General features: G+C 69.7%; 19 protein-coding genes and 1 pseudogene. 14 read left to right on the top strand and 6 right to left on the bottom strand.

Annotated features, from left to right (window positions below; translation table 11 throughout):
* Positions 1–61: 61 nt before the first annotated feature.
* Genes JOE57_RS01320 through ligA form a run of 3 tightly spaced genes read left to right on the top strand, consistent with a single transcriptional unit; the run spans position 62 to position 3,486 of the window.
* Positions 62–631, top strand: a complete 570-nt coding sequence (locus tag JOE57_RS01320; protein ID WP_204916047.1) for a GNAT family N-acetyltransferase — start codon at positions 62–64, stop codon at positions 629–631.
* Between the two features lie 46 nt (positions 632–677).
* The gene (locus JOE57_RS01315; RefSeq protein ID WP_204916046.1) at positions 678–1,322 is read left to right on the top strand and encodes a GNAT family N-acetyltransferase; all 645 of its coding nucleotides are present in this window, start codon (positions 678–680) and stop codon (positions 1,320–1,322) included.
* A gap of 43 nt (positions 1,323–1,365) precedes the next feature.
* Complete coding sequence (ligA, locus tag JOE57_RS01310; RefSeq protein ID WP_420827695.1) at positions 1,366–3,486, top strand: NAD-dependent DNA ligase LigA; 2,121 nt, start codon at positions 1,366–1,368, stop codon at positions 3,484–3,486.
* Between the two features lie 109 nt (positions 3,487–3,595).
* On the opposite strand, the gene JOE57_RS01305 is transcribed toward ligA, so the two are convergent.
* Positions 3,596–4,441, bottom strand: coding sequence for an NAD-dependent epimerase/dehydratase family protein (locus tag JOE57_RS01305; RefSeq protein ID WP_204916044.1), 846 nt, complete (start codon positions 4,439–4,441; stop codon positions 3,596–3,598).
* A 54-nt stretch (positions 4,442–4,495) separates the two neighbouring features.
* Between JOE57_RS01305 and JOE57_RS01300 the strand changes: the two genes are divergently transcribed.
* Positions 4,496–4,729: a hypothetical protein gene (locus JOE57_RS01300; protein ID WP_204916043.1), complete on the top strand. Its 234-nt coding sequence runs from the start codon at positions 4,496–4,498 to the stop codon at positions 4,727–4,729.
* A 30-nt stretch (positions 4,730–4,759) separates the two neighbouring features.
* On the opposite strand, the gene JOE57_RS01295 is transcribed toward JOE57_RS01300, so the two are convergent.
* Complete coding sequence (locus tag JOE57_RS01295; RefSeq protein ID WP_204916042.1) at positions 4,760–5,263, bottom strand: hypothetical protein; 504 nt, start codon at positions 5,261–5,263, stop codon at positions 4,760–4,762.
* Positions 5,264–5,322: 59 nt separating this feature from the next.
* On the bottom strand, positions 5,323–5,946 hold the full coding sequence (locus JOE57_RS01290; RefSeq protein WP_239579048.1) for an amino acid-binding protein: 624 nt from the start codon (positions 5,944–5,946) through the stop codon (positions 5,323–5,325).
* 74 nt (positions 5,947–6,020) lie between these two features.
* Here JOE57_RS01290 and JOE57_RS01285 point away from each other — a divergent pair, with 74 nt between their 5' ends.
* From JOE57_RS01285 to gatB, 4 genes and pseudogenes are all read left to right on the top strand, one after another.
* Complete coding sequence (locus JOE57_RS01285; protein WP_204916040.1) at positions 6,021–7,199, top strand: DUF1015 family protein; 1,179 nt, start codon at positions 6,021–6,023, stop codon at positions 7,197–7,199.
* Between the two features lie 178 nt (positions 7,200–7,377).
* Positions 7,378–7,665, top strand: a pseudogene (gatC, locus tag JOE57_RS01280) (Asp-tRNA(Asn)/Glu-tRNA(Gln) amidotransferase subunit GatC); the annotation flags it as partial.
* A gap of 113 nt (positions 7,666–7,778) precedes the next feature.
* On the top strand, positions 7,779–9,299 hold the full coding sequence (gene gatA / locus JOE57_RS01275; protein WP_204916038.1) for an Asp-tRNA(Asn)/Glu-tRNA(Gln) amidotransferase subunit GatA: 1,521 nt from the start codon (positions 7,779–7,781) through the stop codon (positions 9,297–9,299).
* Entirely contained in the window at positions 9,296–10,810 is a 1,515-nt protein-coding gene (gene gatB, locus JOE57_RS01270) for an Asp-tRNA(Asn)/Glu-tRNA(Gln) amidotransferase subunit GatB (RefSeq protein ID WP_204916037.1), read from the top strand. The genes gatA and gatB overlap by 4 nt, the downstream gene beginning before the upstream one ends.
* Before the next feature lie 23 nt (positions 10,811–10,833).
* Here gatB and JOE57_RS01265 read toward each other — a convergent pair whose 3' ends face one another.
* The 3 genes from JOE57_RS01265 to JOE57_RS01255 all read right to left on the bottom strand — a co-directional run bounded on the left by JOE57_RS01265 (position 10,834) and on the right by JOE57_RS01255 (position 13,005).
* Positions 10,834–11,058, bottom strand: a complete 225-nt coding sequence (locus tag JOE57_RS01265) for a hypothetical protein (RefSeq protein WP_204916036.1) — start codon at positions 11,056–11,058, stop codon at positions 10,834–10,836.
* A 15-nt stretch (positions 11,059–11,073) separates the two neighbouring features.
* Positions 11,074–12,267 (bottom strand): PQQ-dependent sugar dehydrogenase, encoded by a 1,194-nt coding sequence (locus JOE57_RS01260; RefSeq protein ID WP_204916035.1) that lies wholly within the window; start codon positions 12,265–12,267, stop codon positions 11,074–11,076.
* A gap of 63 nt (positions 12,268–12,330) precedes the next feature.
* Entirely contained in the window at positions 12,331–13,005 is a 675-nt protein-coding gene (locus tag JOE57_RS01255; RefSeq protein WP_204916034.1) for a TIGR03085 family metal-binding protein, read from the bottom strand.
* 140 nt (positions 13,006–13,145) lie between these two features.
* Here JOE57_RS01255 and hisI point away from each other — a divergent pair, with 140 nt between their 5' ends.
* From hisI to trpB, 6 genes are read left to right on the top strand one after another with little or no spacing between them, the layout of a single operon-like run.
* Positions 13,146–13,532 carry a phosphoribosyl-AMP cyclohydrolase gene (gene hisI / locus JOE57_RS01250; RefSeq protein ID WP_204916033.1) on the top strand — a complete coding sequence of 129 codons (387 nt, stop codon included), beginning with the start codon at positions 13,146–13,148 and terminating at the stop codon, positions 13,530–13,532.
* Positions 13,529–15,040 (top strand): anthranilate synthase component I, encoded by a 1,512-nt coding sequence (locus JOE57_RS01245; RefSeq protein ID WP_204916032.1) that lies wholly within the window; start codon positions 13,529–13,531, stop codon positions 15,038–15,040. The genes hisI and JOE57_RS01245 overlap by 4 nt, the downstream gene beginning before the upstream one ends.
* Complete coding sequence (locus JOE57_RS01240; RefSeq protein ID WP_204916031.1) at positions 15,037–15,666, top strand: Trp biosynthesis-associated membrane protein; 630 nt, start codon at positions 15,037–15,039, stop codon at positions 15,664–15,666. Before JOE57_RS01245 ends, JOE57_RS01240 begins: the two co-directional genes overlap by 4 nt.
* A gap of 7 nt (positions 15,667–15,673) precedes the next feature.
* Entirely contained in the window at positions 15,674–15,919 is a 246-nt protein-coding gene (locus JOE57_RS01235; RefSeq protein WP_204916030.1) for an HGxxPAAW family protein, read from the top strand.
* A gap of 44 nt (positions 15,920–15,963) precedes the next feature.
* The gene (gene trpC, locus JOE57_RS01230; RefSeq protein ID WP_204916029.1) at positions 15,964–16,767 is read left to right on the top strand and encodes an indole-3-glycerol phosphate synthase TrpC; all 804 of its coding nucleotides are present in this window, start codon (positions 15,964–15,966) and stop codon (positions 16,765–16,767) included.
* Between the two features lie 48 nt (positions 16,768–16,815).
* A complete protein-coding gene (gene trpB / locus JOE57_RS01225; RefSeq protein ID WP_204916028.1) occupies positions 16,816–18,057 on the top strand; it encodes a tryptophan synthase subunit beta in 1,242 nt (413 codons plus the stop codon).
* The last annotated feature ends 51 nt before the right edge of the window (positions 18,058–18,108 follow it).

Here is an 18,108-nt window from a genome sequence, read left to right as displayed (position 1 = left end):
AGATTTGACATTGTCTGCGCTTCGCGCGCCGCTGGCGTCCATACGGAGGCACGATGGAGATGTGCAGATCTTTCTCGAGACCGAGCGGTTGATCTTGCGCAGATTCACCGCGGCCGATGTGGACCACCTGGCGTCGCTGGATAAGGACCCCGATGTGATGCGCTACATCAACGGCGGTCGAGCCACCTCACGGCAGGAGATCGCCGACGAGGTCCTGCCCAGCCTGCTCAGCTACTACAACCGCCCCGACGGCTTCGGCTACTGGGCCGCCATCGAGAAGTCGACCGGCCTGTTCATCGGATGGTTCCATCTGCGACCCCCCGGCTACACGACCGACGGGGCCCCCGAGATCGGTTACCGACTACGCCGATCGGAATGGCGCAAGGGCTTCGCGACCGAGGGGTGCCGAGCCCTGATCCGCAAGGCGTTCACCGAGCTGGGCGTTGAACGGGTCGTCGCGGAGATGCTGTTCGTCAACAAGGGGGCACGACGCGTGATGGAGAAATGCGGCATGCACCATGTCCGGACGTTTCAGTCCGACTGGCCAGATGCCTTCGAGGGGGCCGAGTTGGGAGACGTGGAGTACGCCGCGGAGCGTGACGACTGGCTGATCTGGGACAAGGAGAACTGAGCACCCGACGCGCCCCAGCCCAGCAGACGGCCCGATCGGCAGAGAGATGAGCGCTGTGGAGATCTTCCTTCAGACCGAACGGCTGCTGCTGCGTCGCTTCACCCCTGACGACGTCGACCACCTGGTGAGGCTGGACAGTGACCCGGCCGTGATGCGCTACATCACCGGTGGAGCGCCCACCAGCCGACAGGAGATCGCCGAGGAGCACATCCCGGCCTACCTGCGCTACTACCGCGAGTACGCCGGCTACGGCTTCTGGGCGGTCGTCGAGCGGCGCACCGGCGAGTTCATCGGCTGGTTCCATCTGAGGCCGGGTCCAGCCCAGCCTCCGGACGCGCCTGAGCTGGGATACCGCTTCGTCCGTGCCAGTTGGGGGCAGGGCTTCGCTACCGAGGGGTCACTGGCCCTGATCCGCAAGGCGTTCCTGGAGCTGGGTGCCAGCCGGGTGAACGCCAACACGATGGTGATGAACACCGCGTCCCGCCGGGTGATGGAGAAGGCCGGGCTTACCCAGGGGCGGATCTTCGTGGGGGACTGGCCGGTGGCGATTCCCGGTGATGAGGAGGGTGACGTCGAGTACGCGGCCGACCGCGCCGAGTGGCTTGCCTGGGACGCGGCACGTGCGGCCGGGTCCGGCGGTCCCGATGAGGGGGCGGATCGGTCCGTCTCGGCTGTCAGCGACGGCCGCTAGATTGGCCTGCGTGACTAGCGATCTGGAGTCCCCCGACCCCGACCTGGACGATGCCGACCTGCACGATCCTGCCCTGGTTCTGTCCGAGCCTGAGCCGGCTGCGCGGGAGCGGCACGCCTCGCTGTCGGAGGAGGTGGAGGAGGCCCGCTGGCGCTACTACGTCCTCGATGCCCCCACCATCTCCGACGGCGAGTTCGACGCCCGGATGCGCGAGCTGGAGGCCCTCGAGGACCGGTTCCCGGCGCTACGGACGCCGGACTCTCCCACCCAGAAGGTCGGCGGCGCACCGTCGACGACGTTCAGTCCGGTGGAGCACCTGCAGCGGATGATGAGCCTGGACAACGCGTTCTCGTTCGAGGAGCTGGCGCACTGGTCGCAGCGCGCCGTCCGGGAGCTGGGGGAGAGGCAGATCACCGAGTCCGGATACCTGTGCGAGCTCAAGGTCGACGGCGTGGCTCTCGACCTGGTGTACGAGCAGGGTCGGCTGATGCGGGCGGCCACCCGCGGCGACGGCAGGATCGGCGAGGACGTCACCGACAACGCACGCACCATCAGCACCATCCCGGAGCGGCTGGCGGACGACGCGCCGGGGCTGCTCGAGGTCCGTGGCGAGGTGTTCTTCGCGGTCGCCGACTTCACCCGGTTGAACGAGACCCTGGTGCTGGACGGAAAGGCGCCGTTCGCCAACCCCCGCAACGCGGCCGCCGGCTCGCTGCGGCAGAAGGACCCCCGGGTGACCGCGTCACGTGCATTGGGCTTCGTGGCACACGGGGTCGGGGCCGCCGAGGACTTCGAGGCGGTTCGGCTGTCGGACGCCTACACCGCACTGGCCCGCTGGGGCATCCCGGTCAGCAGCCACAGCAAGGTTTGCCGGACCCTCGAGGAGGTCTGGCAGTTCATCGAGCAGTACGGAGAGAACAGGCACTCGGTCGAGCACGAGATCGACGGCGTGGTGGTCAAGCTCGACCACCGCACCGTCCAGGACCAGCTCGGCTCCACCTCGCGGGCCCCCCGCTGGGCGATCGCCTACAAGTACCCGCCGGAGGAGGTCACCACCAAGCTGCTCGATATCCAGGTCAATGTGGGGCGGACCGGTCGGGTCACCCCGTTCGGCGTGATGGAGCCCGTGCAGGTGGCCGGGTCGACCGTCTCTATGGCCACCCTGCACAACGCCAGCGAGGTGGTCCGCAAGGGAGTGCTGATCGGCGACACGGTGGTGCTGCGCAAGGCCGGTGACGTGATCCCCGAGATTGTCGGTCCGGTCGTCGATCTCCGCAATGGCAAGGAGCGGGCGTTTGTGATGCCCACGCACTGCCCGGCCTGCGGAAGCGAGCTGCGGCCGGAGAAGGAGGGCGACGCCGACATCCGTTGTCCCAACACGCGCGCCTGCCCCGCGCAGCTCCGGGAGCGGCTGTTCCACCTGGCGAGCCGGGCCGCCCTCGACATCGAGGTGCTGGGGGAGTCTGCGGCGCATGCACTGCTGGACGCTGGCCTGATCATCGACGAGGGCGACCTGTTCGACCTGGACGAGGAGAAGCTGGCCCGGTCGCCCTTCTTCACCACGCAGAAGGGTGGGCTGTCGGCCAACGGCAAGAAGCTGTTGGCCAACCTGGAGGAGGCCAAGACCCGGCCGCTGGCCAAGTTCCTGGTCGCCTTGTCCATTCGACATGTCGGCAAGGGGGTGGCGCCGGACCTGGCGGCCGCTTTCGGTGACATCGACGCGCTGGCGGCGGCGACCGAGGAGGAACTGGCCGCGGTCGACGGGATCGGCCCGACGCTCGCCGCTTCCATCCGGGAGTGGTTCGCCGAGCCCTGGCACCGAGCCATCGTGGCCAAGTGGCAGGCCGCGGGCTGCGTGATGCGGGACGAGAAGGTCGAGGGCCGCGAGCCCACCCTGGCCGGGCTGACCTTCGTCGTCACCGGGTCGCTGTCGGGCTACACCCGCGACTCGGCGGCAGAGGCCCTCACCTCTCGAGGCGGCAAGGTCTCCTCGGCGGTGTCGAAGAAGACCTCGTTCGTGGTGGTCGGTGACTCACCAGGGTCCAAGTACGACAAGGCGGTGTCGCTCAAGGTACCCATCCTCGACGCGGACGGCTTCGAGGTGCTGCTGCACGCCGGTCCAGAGGCGGCGGCTGAGGTGGCCACGGTCGGAGCCGGCGACTGACCCCGGCTGGTGATGTCGGAGCCGGCGACTGACCCCGGCTGGTGATGTCGGAGCCGGCGACTGACCCCGGCCGGTGACCCCTGGTAGCTCCCGGCTGCTGAACCTGCGCTCAGCGACGCCAGCCATGCTGAGGGGCGAAGCCGAGCATCCTGCGGGCCTTCGCGTTGGACAGCAACGTGTCGTGCTCGCCCACCTCACCGCGCACCTCCACATCGCCGAACACTTCCCGCAGCAGCTCCAGCGAGGGTCGTTCCATGATCGAGTCGTCGTTGGCGATGATGAAGTTCTCCGACCCGGTCAGCTCGGCCTCGAGGGCGTTGCGGCAGGAGGCGGCGGCGTCGCGGACGTCGATGTAACCCCACAGGTTCCACATCCTGGCCCGTGGGTCGTCCTGATAGCTCGGGACGCGGGTGTAGTCGTCGTCGTTGAGGATGTTGGAGAACCGCAGCCCCGCGAACGGGATGCCGGACCAGCGCGATATCTGTTCGGCCATCGTCTCGGCAACCACCTTGGACAGCGCATAGGTGGACTCCGGGTACGGGTAGTGAGCCTCGTCCACCGGCGCATAGCGCGGCGGGGTCTCCGGCGTGAAGGACAGCCCCAGCGTGGTCTCGCTGGAGGCCCAGACGACCCGCTGCAGCTTCAACTGCGCCGCCGCCAGAAACACGTGGGCGTTCATCGCGGTGTTCGCGGTGAAGGTGTGCGCCGGTGGGTAGATGCCAGGAGCCGGGATGTTCGCCAGGTGCACCACCGCATCCGCGCCGGCCAGCACGTCGACCGTCTGGCCGTAGTCGGTCAGATCCGCTCGCAGGAAAGCCGTTCCGAGGTCCGCCGGGGCCGGGGCGGTGTCCGCGCCGGTCACCTGATAACCATGGGCCAGCAGTTCGGCGACGGCGGCGCGGCCGGCCTTGCCTGCGGCTCCGGTGACGACGACGTGCTTGATCGAAGAAGGCATACGCCGAACTCTAGCCGGGCGGGTCGCCGGCCTCCTCACGGCTAGGGTGGTGGGGTGGCCAAGATCTTCAGCAACCTGAACCTCAACGGGGTGACACCGCCTCGGGTGCAGCCTGCGCTCGGCGAGTGGGGTCCGCAGAAGGTGCCCAGCACCAAGGCGAAGAAACGGATGCGCATCTGGGCCAGCCTGGCCCTGTTCGCGGCGATGCTGGCGCTCTTCCTGCTGGGCTGGTACGTGTACTACCTGATGACCGGCAACATCGGATTCGGGATCGGCGACGACAAGTAGGCGGCGGGCCCGTCAGCCCCAGCAGGCCCGTCAGTCCCAGAAGGTCAGGGACCCGGCACCGGTGGCCACCGCCACGAACCTGAGCACCCGGCCGACGACCACCGCCAGATAGAACCAGCCGATCCGCATCCGGGTCGCCCCGGCGAGCAGAGCCACGGCGTACAGCGGCGGCACCCCCAGCACGGCGGCCACGAAGGTGATAGGTAGTCCCCAGCGCTTGGTGCCGACCAGGTTCAACAGTGTGCGGACGAAGGCTCGGAGACGCTGCCTCATCGGCCCGGTCTCGGCGCTGCTGATCTTGCCACGATGCCGCTGCACGAAGGGAAAGTCGCGCCCACGACGTACGCCGAGAAACAGGAGGAGCTTGCCGAAGCTCTGGCCGATCCCGACCCCGACGGCGACCGGCACCGGACCGGCCAGCGCAGACACCTGAGAAGCCACCACGTAGGTCTCGGCGTTGACCACCGGCACGATGGCCGACACGATCCCCAAGGCGAGGGATGTGACCAGCTCGGCGAGCTCATGCGGCGTCATGAGGCTTCACTCACAGGGTGAAACGTACACCGACCCCGGCGACGGACGGCCTCGGCAGGTCAGTGGGCGAGCGTGGCCAGCAGCCGCAGCCGAGCGACCTCGGATCCCAGGAACGCTGGGCCGCCGATTCGACCGATGGCGATCGCCCGGTCGTCCGTCAGCGGGGCGACCACCACTGTCGAATCCTGCCAGCCGGGCGCCCAGCCAGGCTCCAGATCTGTGACGTGCGTGTCGTCGAAGGGCTGCAGGTGGGACAGCGACTCCGGCGACAGGTCGGGTGCGTGCGGGGTGCTGAAGGTGACCGCACCGGGCGCCGAACCGACGCATCGTTCGACCAGGATCGCCCACTGCGCCCGGAACACCACCGGCGCCTGCGCGACCAGGGTCTCGGCGGCGTGCGCCGGGTCGGCCATCATCCGCTCCAGGGCCTCCAGGTCCGACTGCAGGTTCGCCCCGCCGGGGTAGCGGGAGATCCATTCCACCCGGACATTCGGCAGACCCTGGCAGGCCACCACCACCGACTCGGGCAGCTGGCCTTGGGGCAGGGCGAGGATGAAGTCGTCGACCGCGATGCCGTCACTCTTCTGGACGATCTCGATCGAGCTGATATCCGCACCCGCCGTACCCAGGGCTGCGGCCACCGCACCCAGGGAGCCGGGGCGGTCGGGCAGGGAGACACGCATCAAGAACACACCCACAGTTTTCCCTATGCGCGTTACCGGCGTGTTTCAGTACGTGACGTGGAACGCTGGGCAACGTGCCCCGCTTCGAACCATTCCGCGCGCTGCGCTTCGCCACCAGCAGCCTCGACACCGTCATCGCCCCGCCGTACGACGTGCTCTCCGACGCCGACGTCGATGCGCTGGAGGCCAGGTCGCCGACCAACATCGTCCGCGTCGACGTGCCACGCGGTGGCCCGGATCGCTACCGGCGCGCAGCCGAGACCCTCGCTGACTGGCAGCGCCGGGGTGTACTGGTGCCGGATGCGACCGAGACGTTCACGATCTACCGGATGCGTTTCACCGACGCGGGCGGCGCGCGGCGGAACCTGGCCGGCGTGGTCGGTGGTCTCGAGCTGACCGACCCGGGATCCGGCGGCGTGCTGCCGCACGAACGCACCACACCGAAGGCCTCGACCGACCGGCTTGACCTGACCAGGGCGACCCGTGCCAACCTGTCGCCGGTCTGGGGACTGTCACTGGCCAGCGGGCTGACGGCGTTGCTGGACGAACCCGCCGAGCAGGTCGGCCGGGTCATGGACGAGGGCGTGGAGCACGCCGTCGAGCGGGTGTCCGACCCGGACCGGATTGCCGCCATCCGCGACCAGCTGGCTGCCGACGACGTGCTGATCGCGGACGGTCACCACCGGTACGCGATCAGCCGGAGCTACCGCGACGAGGTCCGGGCCGCCACCGGCCGTACCGATACCGCCGCCGAGCAGACTCTGGCCTTCGTCGGCGAGCTGGTGGCCGAGCAGCTGAGTGTCGAGGCGATTCACCGGCTCTATGACGACGTCAGCCTCGCCGACCTGCGTGCGGCGCTGGCGACGCGCTTCGAGCTCACCCCGCTGCCCGAACCGACGCCGGCGACGCTGGCGGCCATGCAGGCCGAGGGTTTTCTGGTGCTGGTGGGTCCGGACCGGGCCGAGCGGCTGACCCCTCGCGCGGGGGCCTTCGACGGCGTCCGGTCGCTGGACGGCGTCTGGCTGGAGGAGACGCTCGCCAACGTGCCGGCGAGCGTCAGCTATCAGCACGGCCTGGGCGAGGTGACGGCGGCGGTGCGCGACGGGCGGGCCACGGCGGCGGTGCTGATCCGGCCGGTCAGCGTCGACGAGATCGAGCGGACGGCTCGGGAGGGGCTGCTGATGCCGCCCAAGTCGACCTTCTTCACCCCGAAGCTGAAGACCGGCTTCGTGATCCGTCAGCTGGGCGACTGAACTTCCCGGCCCGGGCCGGGCGGGGACAATGCGGTTCGGGTCGGCGCCCGGTCGCCCCTAAGATGGCTGCGTCTGCAGCACCATTTCGCCAGTGGCTGCTTCGCGCATCGACTGCCGAGACGAACGGATATGTGGCGCACCCATCCGGTGCGCGTCAACTGTGTAGGGAGATTTGAGCGTGGCACTGAGCCCCGAAGATGTCGCCGACCTGGCCAGGTTGGCCCGGATCGAGCTGACCCAGGCAGAGCTGGCACATCTGGCACCCCAGTTGGACGTGATCCTGGAGTCGGTGGCGCACGTGGCCGACGTGGCCGCCGACGACATTCCGCCCACCTCGCACGCGCTGCCGCTGACGAATGTGTTCCGCCCCGACGAGGTGCAGGCGTCCCTGCCGGTCGAGGTCGCGCTGGCCGGTGCGCCCGCCCATGACCAGGATCGGTTCCGGGTGCCGCGCATCCTCGGCGACGGCGAGCTTTCGGTGGACGACTCGGTGTATGGCGACCCGGCGGCAGACGAGCCACTGCAAGGCAACCTGTCAGGGGCCGACCTGTCGGCCGCCGGCGCCGAGGAGGCCGCCCGATGAGCGCGGAACTGACCCACCTGACCGCGAGCGCGCTCGCGGCCCAGATCGCGACAGGTGAGCTGAGCTCGGTCCAGGTCACGCAGGCCCATCTGGACCGGATCGCGGCCGTCGACGACCTGGTGCATGCCTTTCTACACATCGACCGGGACCGGGCCCTGGACCAGGCGGCGGCCGTCGACGCCAAGCGTGCGGCCGGTGAGCGGCTCGGCCCGCTGGCCGGGGTTCCGCTCGCGCTGAAGGACGTGCTGACCTACACCGGCGCCCCGACCACCTGTGGCTCGAAGATCCTCGAGGGCTGGATGCCGCCGTACAACGCGACCGTCACCCAGCGGCTGCTGGATGCCGACATCGTGATCCTCGGCAAGACCAACCTGGACGAGTTCGCGATGGGGTCCTCGACGGAGAACTCGGCCTACGGCCCGACCAGGAATCCGTGGGACACCGACCGGATCCCCGGCGGTTCCGGCGGTGGGTCGGCGGCTGCGCTGGCCGCTTTCGAAGCGCCGCTGGCGATCGGCACCGACACCGGTGGCTCCATCCGCCAGCCCGGCGCGGTCACCGGCACTGTCGGAGTCAAGCCGACGTACGGCGGCACCTCCCGCTACGGCCTGGTGGCGCTCGCCTCCAGCCTGGACACGCCCGGCCCGTGCGCCCGTAACGTGCTGGACGCGGCGCTGCTGCACCGCGTGATCGCCGGCCACGACCCGCGGGACTCGACCTCCATCGACGCCCCGGTACCGGACATCGTCGGTGCGGCCCGGGCCGCTGATGTCAGCGGGATGAAGATCGGCGTGGTAAAGGAGCTCGGTGGCGAGGGGTACGCCCCCGGCGTCGAACAGCGCTTCACTGAGGCGGTCGCGCTGCTGGAGTCGTTGGGCGCCGACATCGTCGAGGTGTCCTGCCCGCACTTCGACTACGCCCTGGCCGCCTACTACCTGATCCTGCCGAGCGAATGCTCGTCCAACCTCGCCAAGTTCGACGCGATGCGGTTCGGGCTCAGGGTCGGTGACGATGGCGTGCTGAGCGCCGAGCAGGTGATGGCTGCCACCCGGGAGGCCGGCTTTGGCGCCGAGGTGAAGCGCCGCATCATCATCGGCACCTACGCCCTGTCCAGTGGCTACTACGACGCCTACTACGGTCAGGCGCAGAAGGTCAGGACCCTGATCGCCCGCGACTTCGAGGCGGCATTCGCCGACGTTGATGTGCTGGTGTCGCCGACCACACCGAGCACCGCCTTCAGAATCGGCGAGCGGGTCGACGACCCGCTGGCGATGTACAAGGCCGACCTCTGCACCATCCCGTCCAATCTGGCCGGCAACGCCAGCGCGTCCTTCCCGGTCGGTCTCGCCCCCGAGGACGGACTGCCGGTCGGCCTCCAGGTGATGGCCCCGCCGCTGGCTGACGACCGTCTCTACCGGGTCGGGGCCGCCCTGGAGCGGGCCCTCGAGGCTCAATGGGGCGGGTCCCTGCTGGACCGGATACCCGAACTCACGACCCTTCAGGAGGTGGCCCGATGACCCCGCACGCCCAGGTCCCGGAGGCCGTGCTGTCCTACGAGGAGGCGCTGGCTGCCTTCGACCCGGTGATGGGGCTCGAGGTGCACGTCGAGCTCAACACGGCCTCGAAGATGTTCTGCGGCTGCTCGACCGAGTTCGGGGCGTCGCCGAACACCCAGACCTGCCCGGTCTGCCTGGGGCTGCCGGGATCGCTTCCGGTGGTGAACGCCAAGGCCATCGAGTCGGCCATCCGGATCGGTTTGGCGCTGAACTGCTCGATTGCCGAGTGGTGCCGGTTCTCCCGGAAGAACTACTTCTATCCGGACATGCCGAAGAACTACCAGATCTCCCAGTACGACGAGCCGATCGCTTTCGACGGGTGGACCGAGGTCGAGGTCGACGGCGAGACCTACCGGATCGGGATCGAGCGGGCGCACATGGAGGAGGACACCGGCAAGTCCCTGCACGTCGGCGGGGCGACCGGCCGGATCCATGGCGCGGACTACTCGCTGCTGGACTACAACCGTTCGGGGGTGCCGCTGGTCGAGATCGTCACCAAACCCATCGAGGGAGCCGGAGCGAAAGCGCCGGAGGTGGCGAAGGCGTACGTCGCGATGCTCCGTGACCTGCTGCGTGGCCTCGACGTGTCCGATGTCCGGATGGAGCAGGGCTCGCTGCGCTGTGACGCGAACCTGTCGCTGCGAGCTCACGGCACCGTCGAGTTCGGCACCCGGACCGAGACCAAGAACGTCAACTCGCTGCGCAGCGTCGAGCGGGCCATCCGCTACGAGATCACCCGGCAGGCGGCGATTCTCACCGACGGTGGCGTCATCCACATGGAGACCCGGCACTGGCACGAGAACGACGGGGTCACCTCGCCCGGCCGGAGCAAGGAGTCGGCGGAGGACTACCGCTACTTCCCCGAGCCCGACCTGGTGCCGGTGGCGCCGAGCCGGGAGTGGGTGGAGGAGCTGAGGGCCACGCTGCCCGAGCCGCCGCAGCAGCGGATCCGCCGGGTCAGCGCGGACTGGCAGTTCTCGGAGCTGGAGATGCGCGACGTGCTGAACGCGGGCGCCGTCAATGCGATCGAGGCGACGGTGGCCGCGGGCTGCTCGCCGCAGGCGGCTCGCAAGTGGTGGTTGACGGAGCTGGCCCGGCGGGCGAACGAGAACGGCGTCGACCTGGAGGCGACCGGCGTCACGCCGCAGCAGGTGGCTGAGATCCAGGCTCTGGTGGAGGCCGGCACGATCAACGACAAGCTGGCCCGGCAGGTCTTCGACGGCGTCATCGCCGGTGAGGGCAGCCCGGCCGAGGTCGTGACCGGCCGCGGCCTGGCGGTTGTCTCAGACGACGGTGCCCTCGGCGCCGCGGTAGAGGCCGCCATCGAGGCGAACCCGGGCGTCGCGGACAAGGTCCGTGGCGGCAAGGTGCAGGCGGCCGGTGCGCTGATCGGGGCGGTGATGAAGGAGCTGGGTGGCAAGGCCGACGCCGGCCGGGTGCGGGAGCTGATCATCGAGAAGCTGACCGGCTGACGCCGTACGCGGCGGTGACCCGTTCAGTGCTGTCCGGGCGGGCCGTTCGGGTCCCGCCAGGACCGCCCCCGGGTGCTCAGCAGGACGACCAGCAGGCCGACCACGAGCGCGACGATGCCGATCACCAGCCAGGTGTTGCTGCCGGTCATGAAGCTGCCACCGATCAGGCCTGCGCCCTGACCGATCCAGAGCAGGCCGATCAGGACGGCGAGCCCACCCAGCCCGGCCAGCAGCGGTTTCTTGATCATCTGTTCTCCTGAGAGCTATCCGGTGACACTGAGCAACCGGTCGTCACCGGGTTTCGGCTGGCCTCGGCCGTCGGTGTTCGAGGTGCCGAGCCACAGGCCGCTCCCGTTGGGGAGGGCCTTGACCGCCCTCAGCCTGCCGTACCGACCGGCGAAATGGGATTTCGGCTCGCCGGTCCTGGTGCCGTCGAGCGGAATCTGCCACAACCGCTTGCCGCGAAGACCGGCCATCCACAGCGATCCCCGCCAGTAGGCCAACCCGGATGGCGAGGCGTCGTCGGTGCGCCAGACCACCTTCGGGTTGATCATCCCGTCGAGCTGGGCGGAGCCCTCCGCGGCCGGCCAGCCGTAGTTGCCGCCCTTGATGATCAGGTTCAGCTCGTCCCACGTCTGGTCGCCGAACTCCGAGGCCCAGAGCCTTCCCTGCGGGTCGAAGGCCAGGCCCTGCACGTTGCGGTGGCCGAGGCTGAAGACCTCGTTGCCGAAGGGGTTCCCGGGCGCCGGCCTGCCCTGAGGGGTGATCCGCAGGATCTTGCCGGCCAGGGACTTCTTGTCCTGGGACTGCGCCGGCTCGGTGGCGTCACCGGTGGCGACGTAGAGATAGCCGTCGGGGCCGAAGGTCAGCTGGCCGCCGTTGTGCCGGCCCGACTCGGGGATGCCGTCGATCACCGCCCTCGACCTGCCCAGCGCAGCGCCGTCCCAGCTCATCGCCACCACCCGGTTGTCCCGTCTGGCCGAGTAGTAGGCGAAGACCGTCTTCTGGTCCGGCGCCACCGCCAGACCCAGCAGCCCGCCCTCGGAGGACGGTCGGCTGTCGGTGATCCGCTGCACCTGCGTCGTGCGGCCGGTGGGGGCGACCCGCAGGATCCGACCGGTGTCGCGTTCGGCCACCAGGGCGGTGCCGTCGGACAGGAAAGCCAGGCCCCAGGGAGAGGTGAGACCGGTGACCACGTCGCGGGCGCGCAGCGGCCCGTGCCTTCCGGCCGCTTCGGTCGCCGACGAGCCTGCTGTCGCAGCGGTGGAGATTCGGGTGGGGCTCGCAGCTCTCGTCTGCGGAGCACTGGTCGGGGCTGCCGGGCTGCTGGCGCTGGGCGTGGCACCGGCGGTGCGGGTCCCTGCAGCGGGCTGACTGGCCGGGCCGCTGCAGCCAGCCACCAGGGCGACGCCGATCATTGCTGCGACGGCGCGGGCGAGACCTCGGAGGGTGGACACCCACCCAGTCTTGCCCGCCCGTTCAACCGCGGCCCGTTCGACTGCGGCCTGTTCGACTGCGGGTCAGGAGCTGAGGTCGGTCGTGTGCAGCAGGTCGATCGCCTCCGGCTCACCCACGACCTTGACCTCGGCGACCGTGTTGCGGCCGTGGGCGAACAGCAACAGCTCGCTCGGCTGGCCCACCAGGGTGACGATCTGCCGACCGCTCATCACCCGCAACGCGTTCGGGTTGTCGGCTCCGGGAGCAACCGGCTTGGCTGACGCGGACGGCAGCCGCTCCAGGATCACCCCCACCTGGGACCGGCGGAAGTAGGCCCGGCCCATCAGCTTGAGCCGCCGCCACATCCAGTCCTCGGTCTCCTCGCCGAGGTCGCGGGCAGGCATCGGCTCGTCGCCGGCCCGGCGCACATCCTCGTGGTGCACGAAGTACTCGGTGGTGTTCGCCGGCTCGTCGACGCCCGGGAAGGCGAACACCGAGAACCGGGCCGGACCGTTCCGGATCCGCTCGACCAGCTCGCTGTACTCCCAGCGCTGCCGTGCCTCCGCCATCCGGCGCTCGGTCAGGCCCGACAGCGGCCGGGCCAGGATGCCGGGAGCGCCGACCGGGTCGGTCTCGCGAATCCACAGGTGGGCCGCCAGGTCGTGGGTGGTCCAACCGCTGCAGAGCGTGGGGGCGTCTGGGCCGAGCTTGTCCAACAGGTCGCACAGCTCGGCGCGCTCAGACTTCGCGAACGTCATGGTGCAGATGCTAGTGCCCAGCGCAGAACCCTCCGACCAGACGCCGGGCGGCCGCCGACCCGCCGTCCGGGTCGAGGCGGTGCCGCCCACCAGCTGGGCCACCTGCGCGGCCGGCTGTCGACGACCGACACAATGGGTGGGTGACGTCCAGCAGCTCCGACCTCGACCCGACCATCGCCGAACGGCTCAAACGCAACGACGCCGGCCTGGTCCCGGCCATCGTCCAGGAGGAGTCGACAGGTGAGGTGCTGATGCTGGCCTGGATGGATGACACCGCGCTGCACCGCACCCTGACCACGGGTCGCAGCACCTTCTTCTCCCGCAGCCGCAACAGCTACTGGGTCAAGGGTGAGCAGAGCGGGAACGCCCAGTGGGTCCGCGAGGTCCGGTTGGACTGCGACGGGGACACGGTGCTGCTCAAGGTGCACCAGGAGGGTCCGGCCTGTCACACCGGCACCCGCAGCTGCTTCGACGACCGCCGACTGCCGGCGGTCGTCATCACCCCCGGCGCGGAGGGGCAGCGATGAGCCAGGACGGCCTGGTCACCCCTTCGCTGCAGGAGTTCCGCGAACAGGCCCGCAGCCGCCGGGTGATTCCGGTCACCCAGCGCTTCCTGGCCGACGCCGAGACGGCGGTCGGGCTGTACCTCAAGCTGAGTGGCAGCCGTCCCGGCACCTATCTGCTCGAGTCGGCCGAGCAGGGAGTCTGGTCGCGCTACTCGTTCATCGGTGTCCGTGCTGCAGCGGTGCTGACCGAGCGGGACGGCCAGGCGCACTGGACCGGTCACGCCCCAGCCGGGCTGCCCACCGGTGGCGACCCGCTGGCCGCCGTCGCCGAGACCCTGCGGCTGTTGCACACCCCGCGCTCAGCAGGGCTGCCGCCGTTCACCTCAGGGCTGGTCGGCTACATCGGCTATGACGCCGTACGGCGGATGGAGAGGCTGCCCGACTCCAACCCCGACGACCTGCACATCCCCGAACTGGCCTTCCTGCTGGCCTCGGACCTGGCCGTGCTGGACCATCACCAGGGCGAGGTCTGGCTGGTGGCCAACGCCATCAACTTCGACGCCACCGACGAGCGGGTCGACGACGCGTACGCCGACGCCGTGGCCCGGGTGCAGGCGATGGCAGAGGCGCTGGCCGCGCCCACCCCGTCAGCGGTGGTCGCCGTCAGCCGGGACAACGTGCTGCCGATCCGTCGGCAGCGCACGTCGGCCGAGCACCAGGCGAGCGTGGCCGCCGCGGTGGAGGAGATCAAGTCCGGTGAGGCGTTCCAGATCGTCGTCAGCCAGCGGTTCGAGGTGGACACCGACGCCGATGCGCTCGACATCTACCGGGTGCTGCGGCTGACCAACCCCAGCCCGTACATGTACCTGCTGCGACTGGACGGGTTCGACATCGTCGGGTCCAGCCCCGAGGCGCTGGTGACGGTCAAGGGCGACACCGCCATCACCCATCCGATCGCCGGGTCCAAGCCACGCGGGGCAACTCCGGCCGAGGACGCCGCCCTGGAGGCGGAGCTGCTGGCCGACGAGAAGGAGCGGGCCGAGCATGTGATGCTGGTCGATCTCGGCCGCAACGATCTCGGCCGCGTCTGCATCCCGGGCACGGTCGAGGTGGTGGAGTTCATGAACGTCCGTCGCTACAGCCACATCACCCACCTGGAGTCGACCGTGACCGGCACGATCGCGCCGGGTCGCAGCGCACTGGACGTGCTGATGGCCACCTTCCCGGCCGGCACACTGTCCGGCGCCCCGAAGGTCCGGGCGATGGAGATCATCGATCGACTCGAGGTGGCTCGGCGCGGGCTCTACGGTGGCATCGTCGGCTACCTCGACTTCGCCGGCGACGCCGACGCCGCGATCGCCATCCGGACGGCGCTGCTCCGCGACGGGGTGGCGTACGTCCAGGCCGGGGGTGGCATCGTGGCTGACTCCGACCCGGCCACCGAGGACCAGGAGACACAGAACAAGGCGGCCGCCGTGGTCCGGGCCATCTCGATCGCCCAGTCGTTCCGGCCGGCAGGCTCCGGATGAGAAGCCGCGCCGTCGCGCTGGGAGGTGCTGCGATCGGCGGCGTGCTGGCCCTCATCTCGTCGTCTCGTCCGTGGTGGCGGGCGGCGGCCGAGGGGACCGGTGTCGCTTTCACCGGCAGCGACGTGAGCGCAGGGTTGACCCAGGCGCTGGCGGTGGTGGTGCTGGCGGGCGTGCTGCTGGCACTCACGCTGCGGTCACGGGGCCGCCGGGTGCTCGGTGTCATCTTGGCCTTGATCGGTGCCGGCGCGGTGGTGGTAGGGCTGCTCCGCCTCCGACCGAGCCCGGTCGACGTCCAGACGCGGCTGCGTGAGGTCACGCTGCTGGACCAGTACGCGCTGACCGCGACCGCCTGGCCGCAGGTGTTCGCCTGCGCCGGGCTGCTGGTGCTGGTCGGTGCGGTGCTGATGGTTGTCCGGTCTGACCGCTGGCCGCAACGCACCGACTGGTTCCAGCGGACGGCCGTCGCCGACGAGCCGCCGGCCGATCAGGACCCGGCAGTGCTGTGGAAGGCGCTGGACGCGGGAATCGACCCCACGACACCCCCCGATGAGACATCGGCACGGATAAGCGACAGAATGGGCCGGGACAGCTCGAGCACACGCCCGCCAGGGATCGACGCGGAATGAGGGACCGATGACCGAGACACGAGGGACGACCAGCCGGGGCACCGGGCACGCCGGACGTCGCGAGGTTCATCATGGACGCACCCCGGCCGCCTGGGCGGGCGTCACCATCGCCTTCGTCGGACTACTGGTCATCGCCGCCGCGATGTTCATGGGCCCGAACATGACCGTGTTCTGGGTCGGCATCGCCCTGGTGGCGCTGGCCCTGGTGGTGACAGCGGTGATGCGCAAGCTGGGCTACGGGGCAGACGGCTAAGAGGCCCGACGGGCACGACGACAGATGGGTAGTGGGAGTTCGCTGTGGGTGCACTAGAAGACATCATCGACGGGGTACGCGAGGACCTGGCGGTCCGCCAGTCCGAGGTGAGTATCGACCGGCTGAAGGAGCGGGTGCACCACATCGACCCGGCCCTCGACCCGATGCCGGCGTTCCGGGCCCCCGGGGTGGCCGTCATCGCGGAGGTCAAGCGTGCCAGCCCCAGCCGCGGGTCGCTGGCCGAGATCGCCGACCCGGCCGCTCTGGCCCACGAGTACGAGCTCGGTGGGGCCGCGGCGATCTCGGTCCTGACCGAGCAGCGCCGCTTCTCCGGCACCCTGAACGACCTGGTGCGGGTCCGGCTGGCCGTCGACATCCCGGTCCTGCGCAAGGACTTCATCGTCACCGCCTACCAGCTCTTCGAAGCCCGTGCCGCCGGCGCCGACCTGGCGCTGTTGATCGTGGCCGCGCTCAACGACGACGAGCTCAGCGGCCTGGTCGAGCGGGCCGAGTCGATCGGCCTGACCCCTGTGGTGGAGGTGCACACCGAGGAGGAGATCAGCAGGGCGGTCGACGCCGGTGCCCGGGTGATCGGCGTGAACGCGCGTAACCTGAAGACGCTGGAGGTCGACCCGACCACCTTCGCGCGGCTGGCCCCGAAGATCCCCGACGGCATCGTCCGGATCGCGGAGTCGGGCGTTCGGGGCCCTCGGGATGTGATCGACTTGGCGCGAGCAGGTGCCGACGTGATCCTGGTCGGTGAGGCGCTGGTGACCGGCCGCGATCCCCGCGAAGGGGTTGCCGACCTGGTGGCCGCGGGGGCCCACCCCGCTGTGCATCGGTCCTGACTCAGCAGGCACAGACTCACACGTCCGACCCACGAGTAAGGACTCATTTTGCCAGCGGTATCTCTGCCCGACGCGACCGGCCACTTCGATCGTTTCGGCGGCAAGTTCGTACCCGAGGCGCTCTACGCCGCCCTGCAGCAGCTGGAGGAGGCGTTCGTCGCGGCCAATGCCGACCCGGCCTTCAAGACCGAGCTGGACGAGCTCCTGGCCGACTACACCGGTCGGCCGTCGCCGGTCACCGAGGCGCGACGGTTCAGCGAGCACGCCGGCGGTGCGACCATCCTGCTCAAGCGGGAGGACCTCAACCACACCGGCTCGCATAAGATCAACAACGTCCTCGGCCAGGCACTGCTGACCCGGAGGATGGGCAAGACGCGGGTCATCGCCGAGACGGGCGCCGGCCAGCACGGGGTGGCGACCGCGACCGCGGCCGCGCTGTTCGGGCTGGAGTGCCGCGTCTACATGGGCAAGGTGGACACCGAACGCCAGGCCCTCAACGTCGCGCGGATGCGGCTGCTCGGCGCAGAGGTGATCGCGGTCGACTCCGGTACCCAGACGCTGAAGGACGCGATGAACGACGCCATGCGCGACTGGGTGGCCTCGGTGGACAACACGCACTACCTGATCGGCAGCGTCGCCGGCCCGCACCCGTTCCCGATGATCGTTCGTGAGTTCCAACGGGTGATCAGCACCGAGGCCAGGGCTCAGGTGCTGGCCCGTTACGGCCGGCTGCCGGATGCGGTCGCAGCGTGTGTGGGTGGCGGTTCCAACGCGCTCGGCATCTTCGCCGACTTCATCCCCGACACCGAGGTGGGCCTGTACGGGTTCGAGGCCGGCGGTGAAGGGGTGGACACCGGCCGACATGCCGCGACCATCTCGGCCGGCGAGGTCGGGGTGCTGCACGGGATGCGCACCTTCGTCCTGCAGAACGCCGACGGCCAGACCAGCGAGTCGCATTCGATCTCAGCCGGGCTGGACTACCCCGGGGTCGGACCGGAGCACGCCTGGCTGGCCAAGACCGGCCGGGCCAGCTATGAGCCGATCACCGACAGCGAGGCGATGGACGCCTTCCGGCTGCTTACCGAGACCGAGGGGATCATGCCGGCGATCGAGTCCGCCCATGCCGTCGCCGGTGCGCTCAAGCTGGGCCGGCGGCTGACCGAGCAGGGGGTGGAGAAGCCGCTGATCCTGGTGAACCTCTCGGGCCGCGGCGATAAGGACGTGGACACGGCCATCGAGTGGTTCCACGTCGACACCCACGGCGACTCGTCCACCGGGGCGGCGCAGTGACGCCCACCGAGGCCGGCTCCGAGCCGGCGCACAGCGGCGGCTTCGACAAGG

The sequence above is a fragment of the Microlunatus panaciterrae genome (assembly GCF_016907535.1).
Classification (GTDB): domain Bacteria; phylum Actinomycetota; class Actinomycetes; order Propionibacteriales; family Propionibacteriaceae; genus Microlunatus; species Microlunatus panaciterrae.
This window is presented reverse-complemented; position numbering and strand designations above follow the sequence as displayed.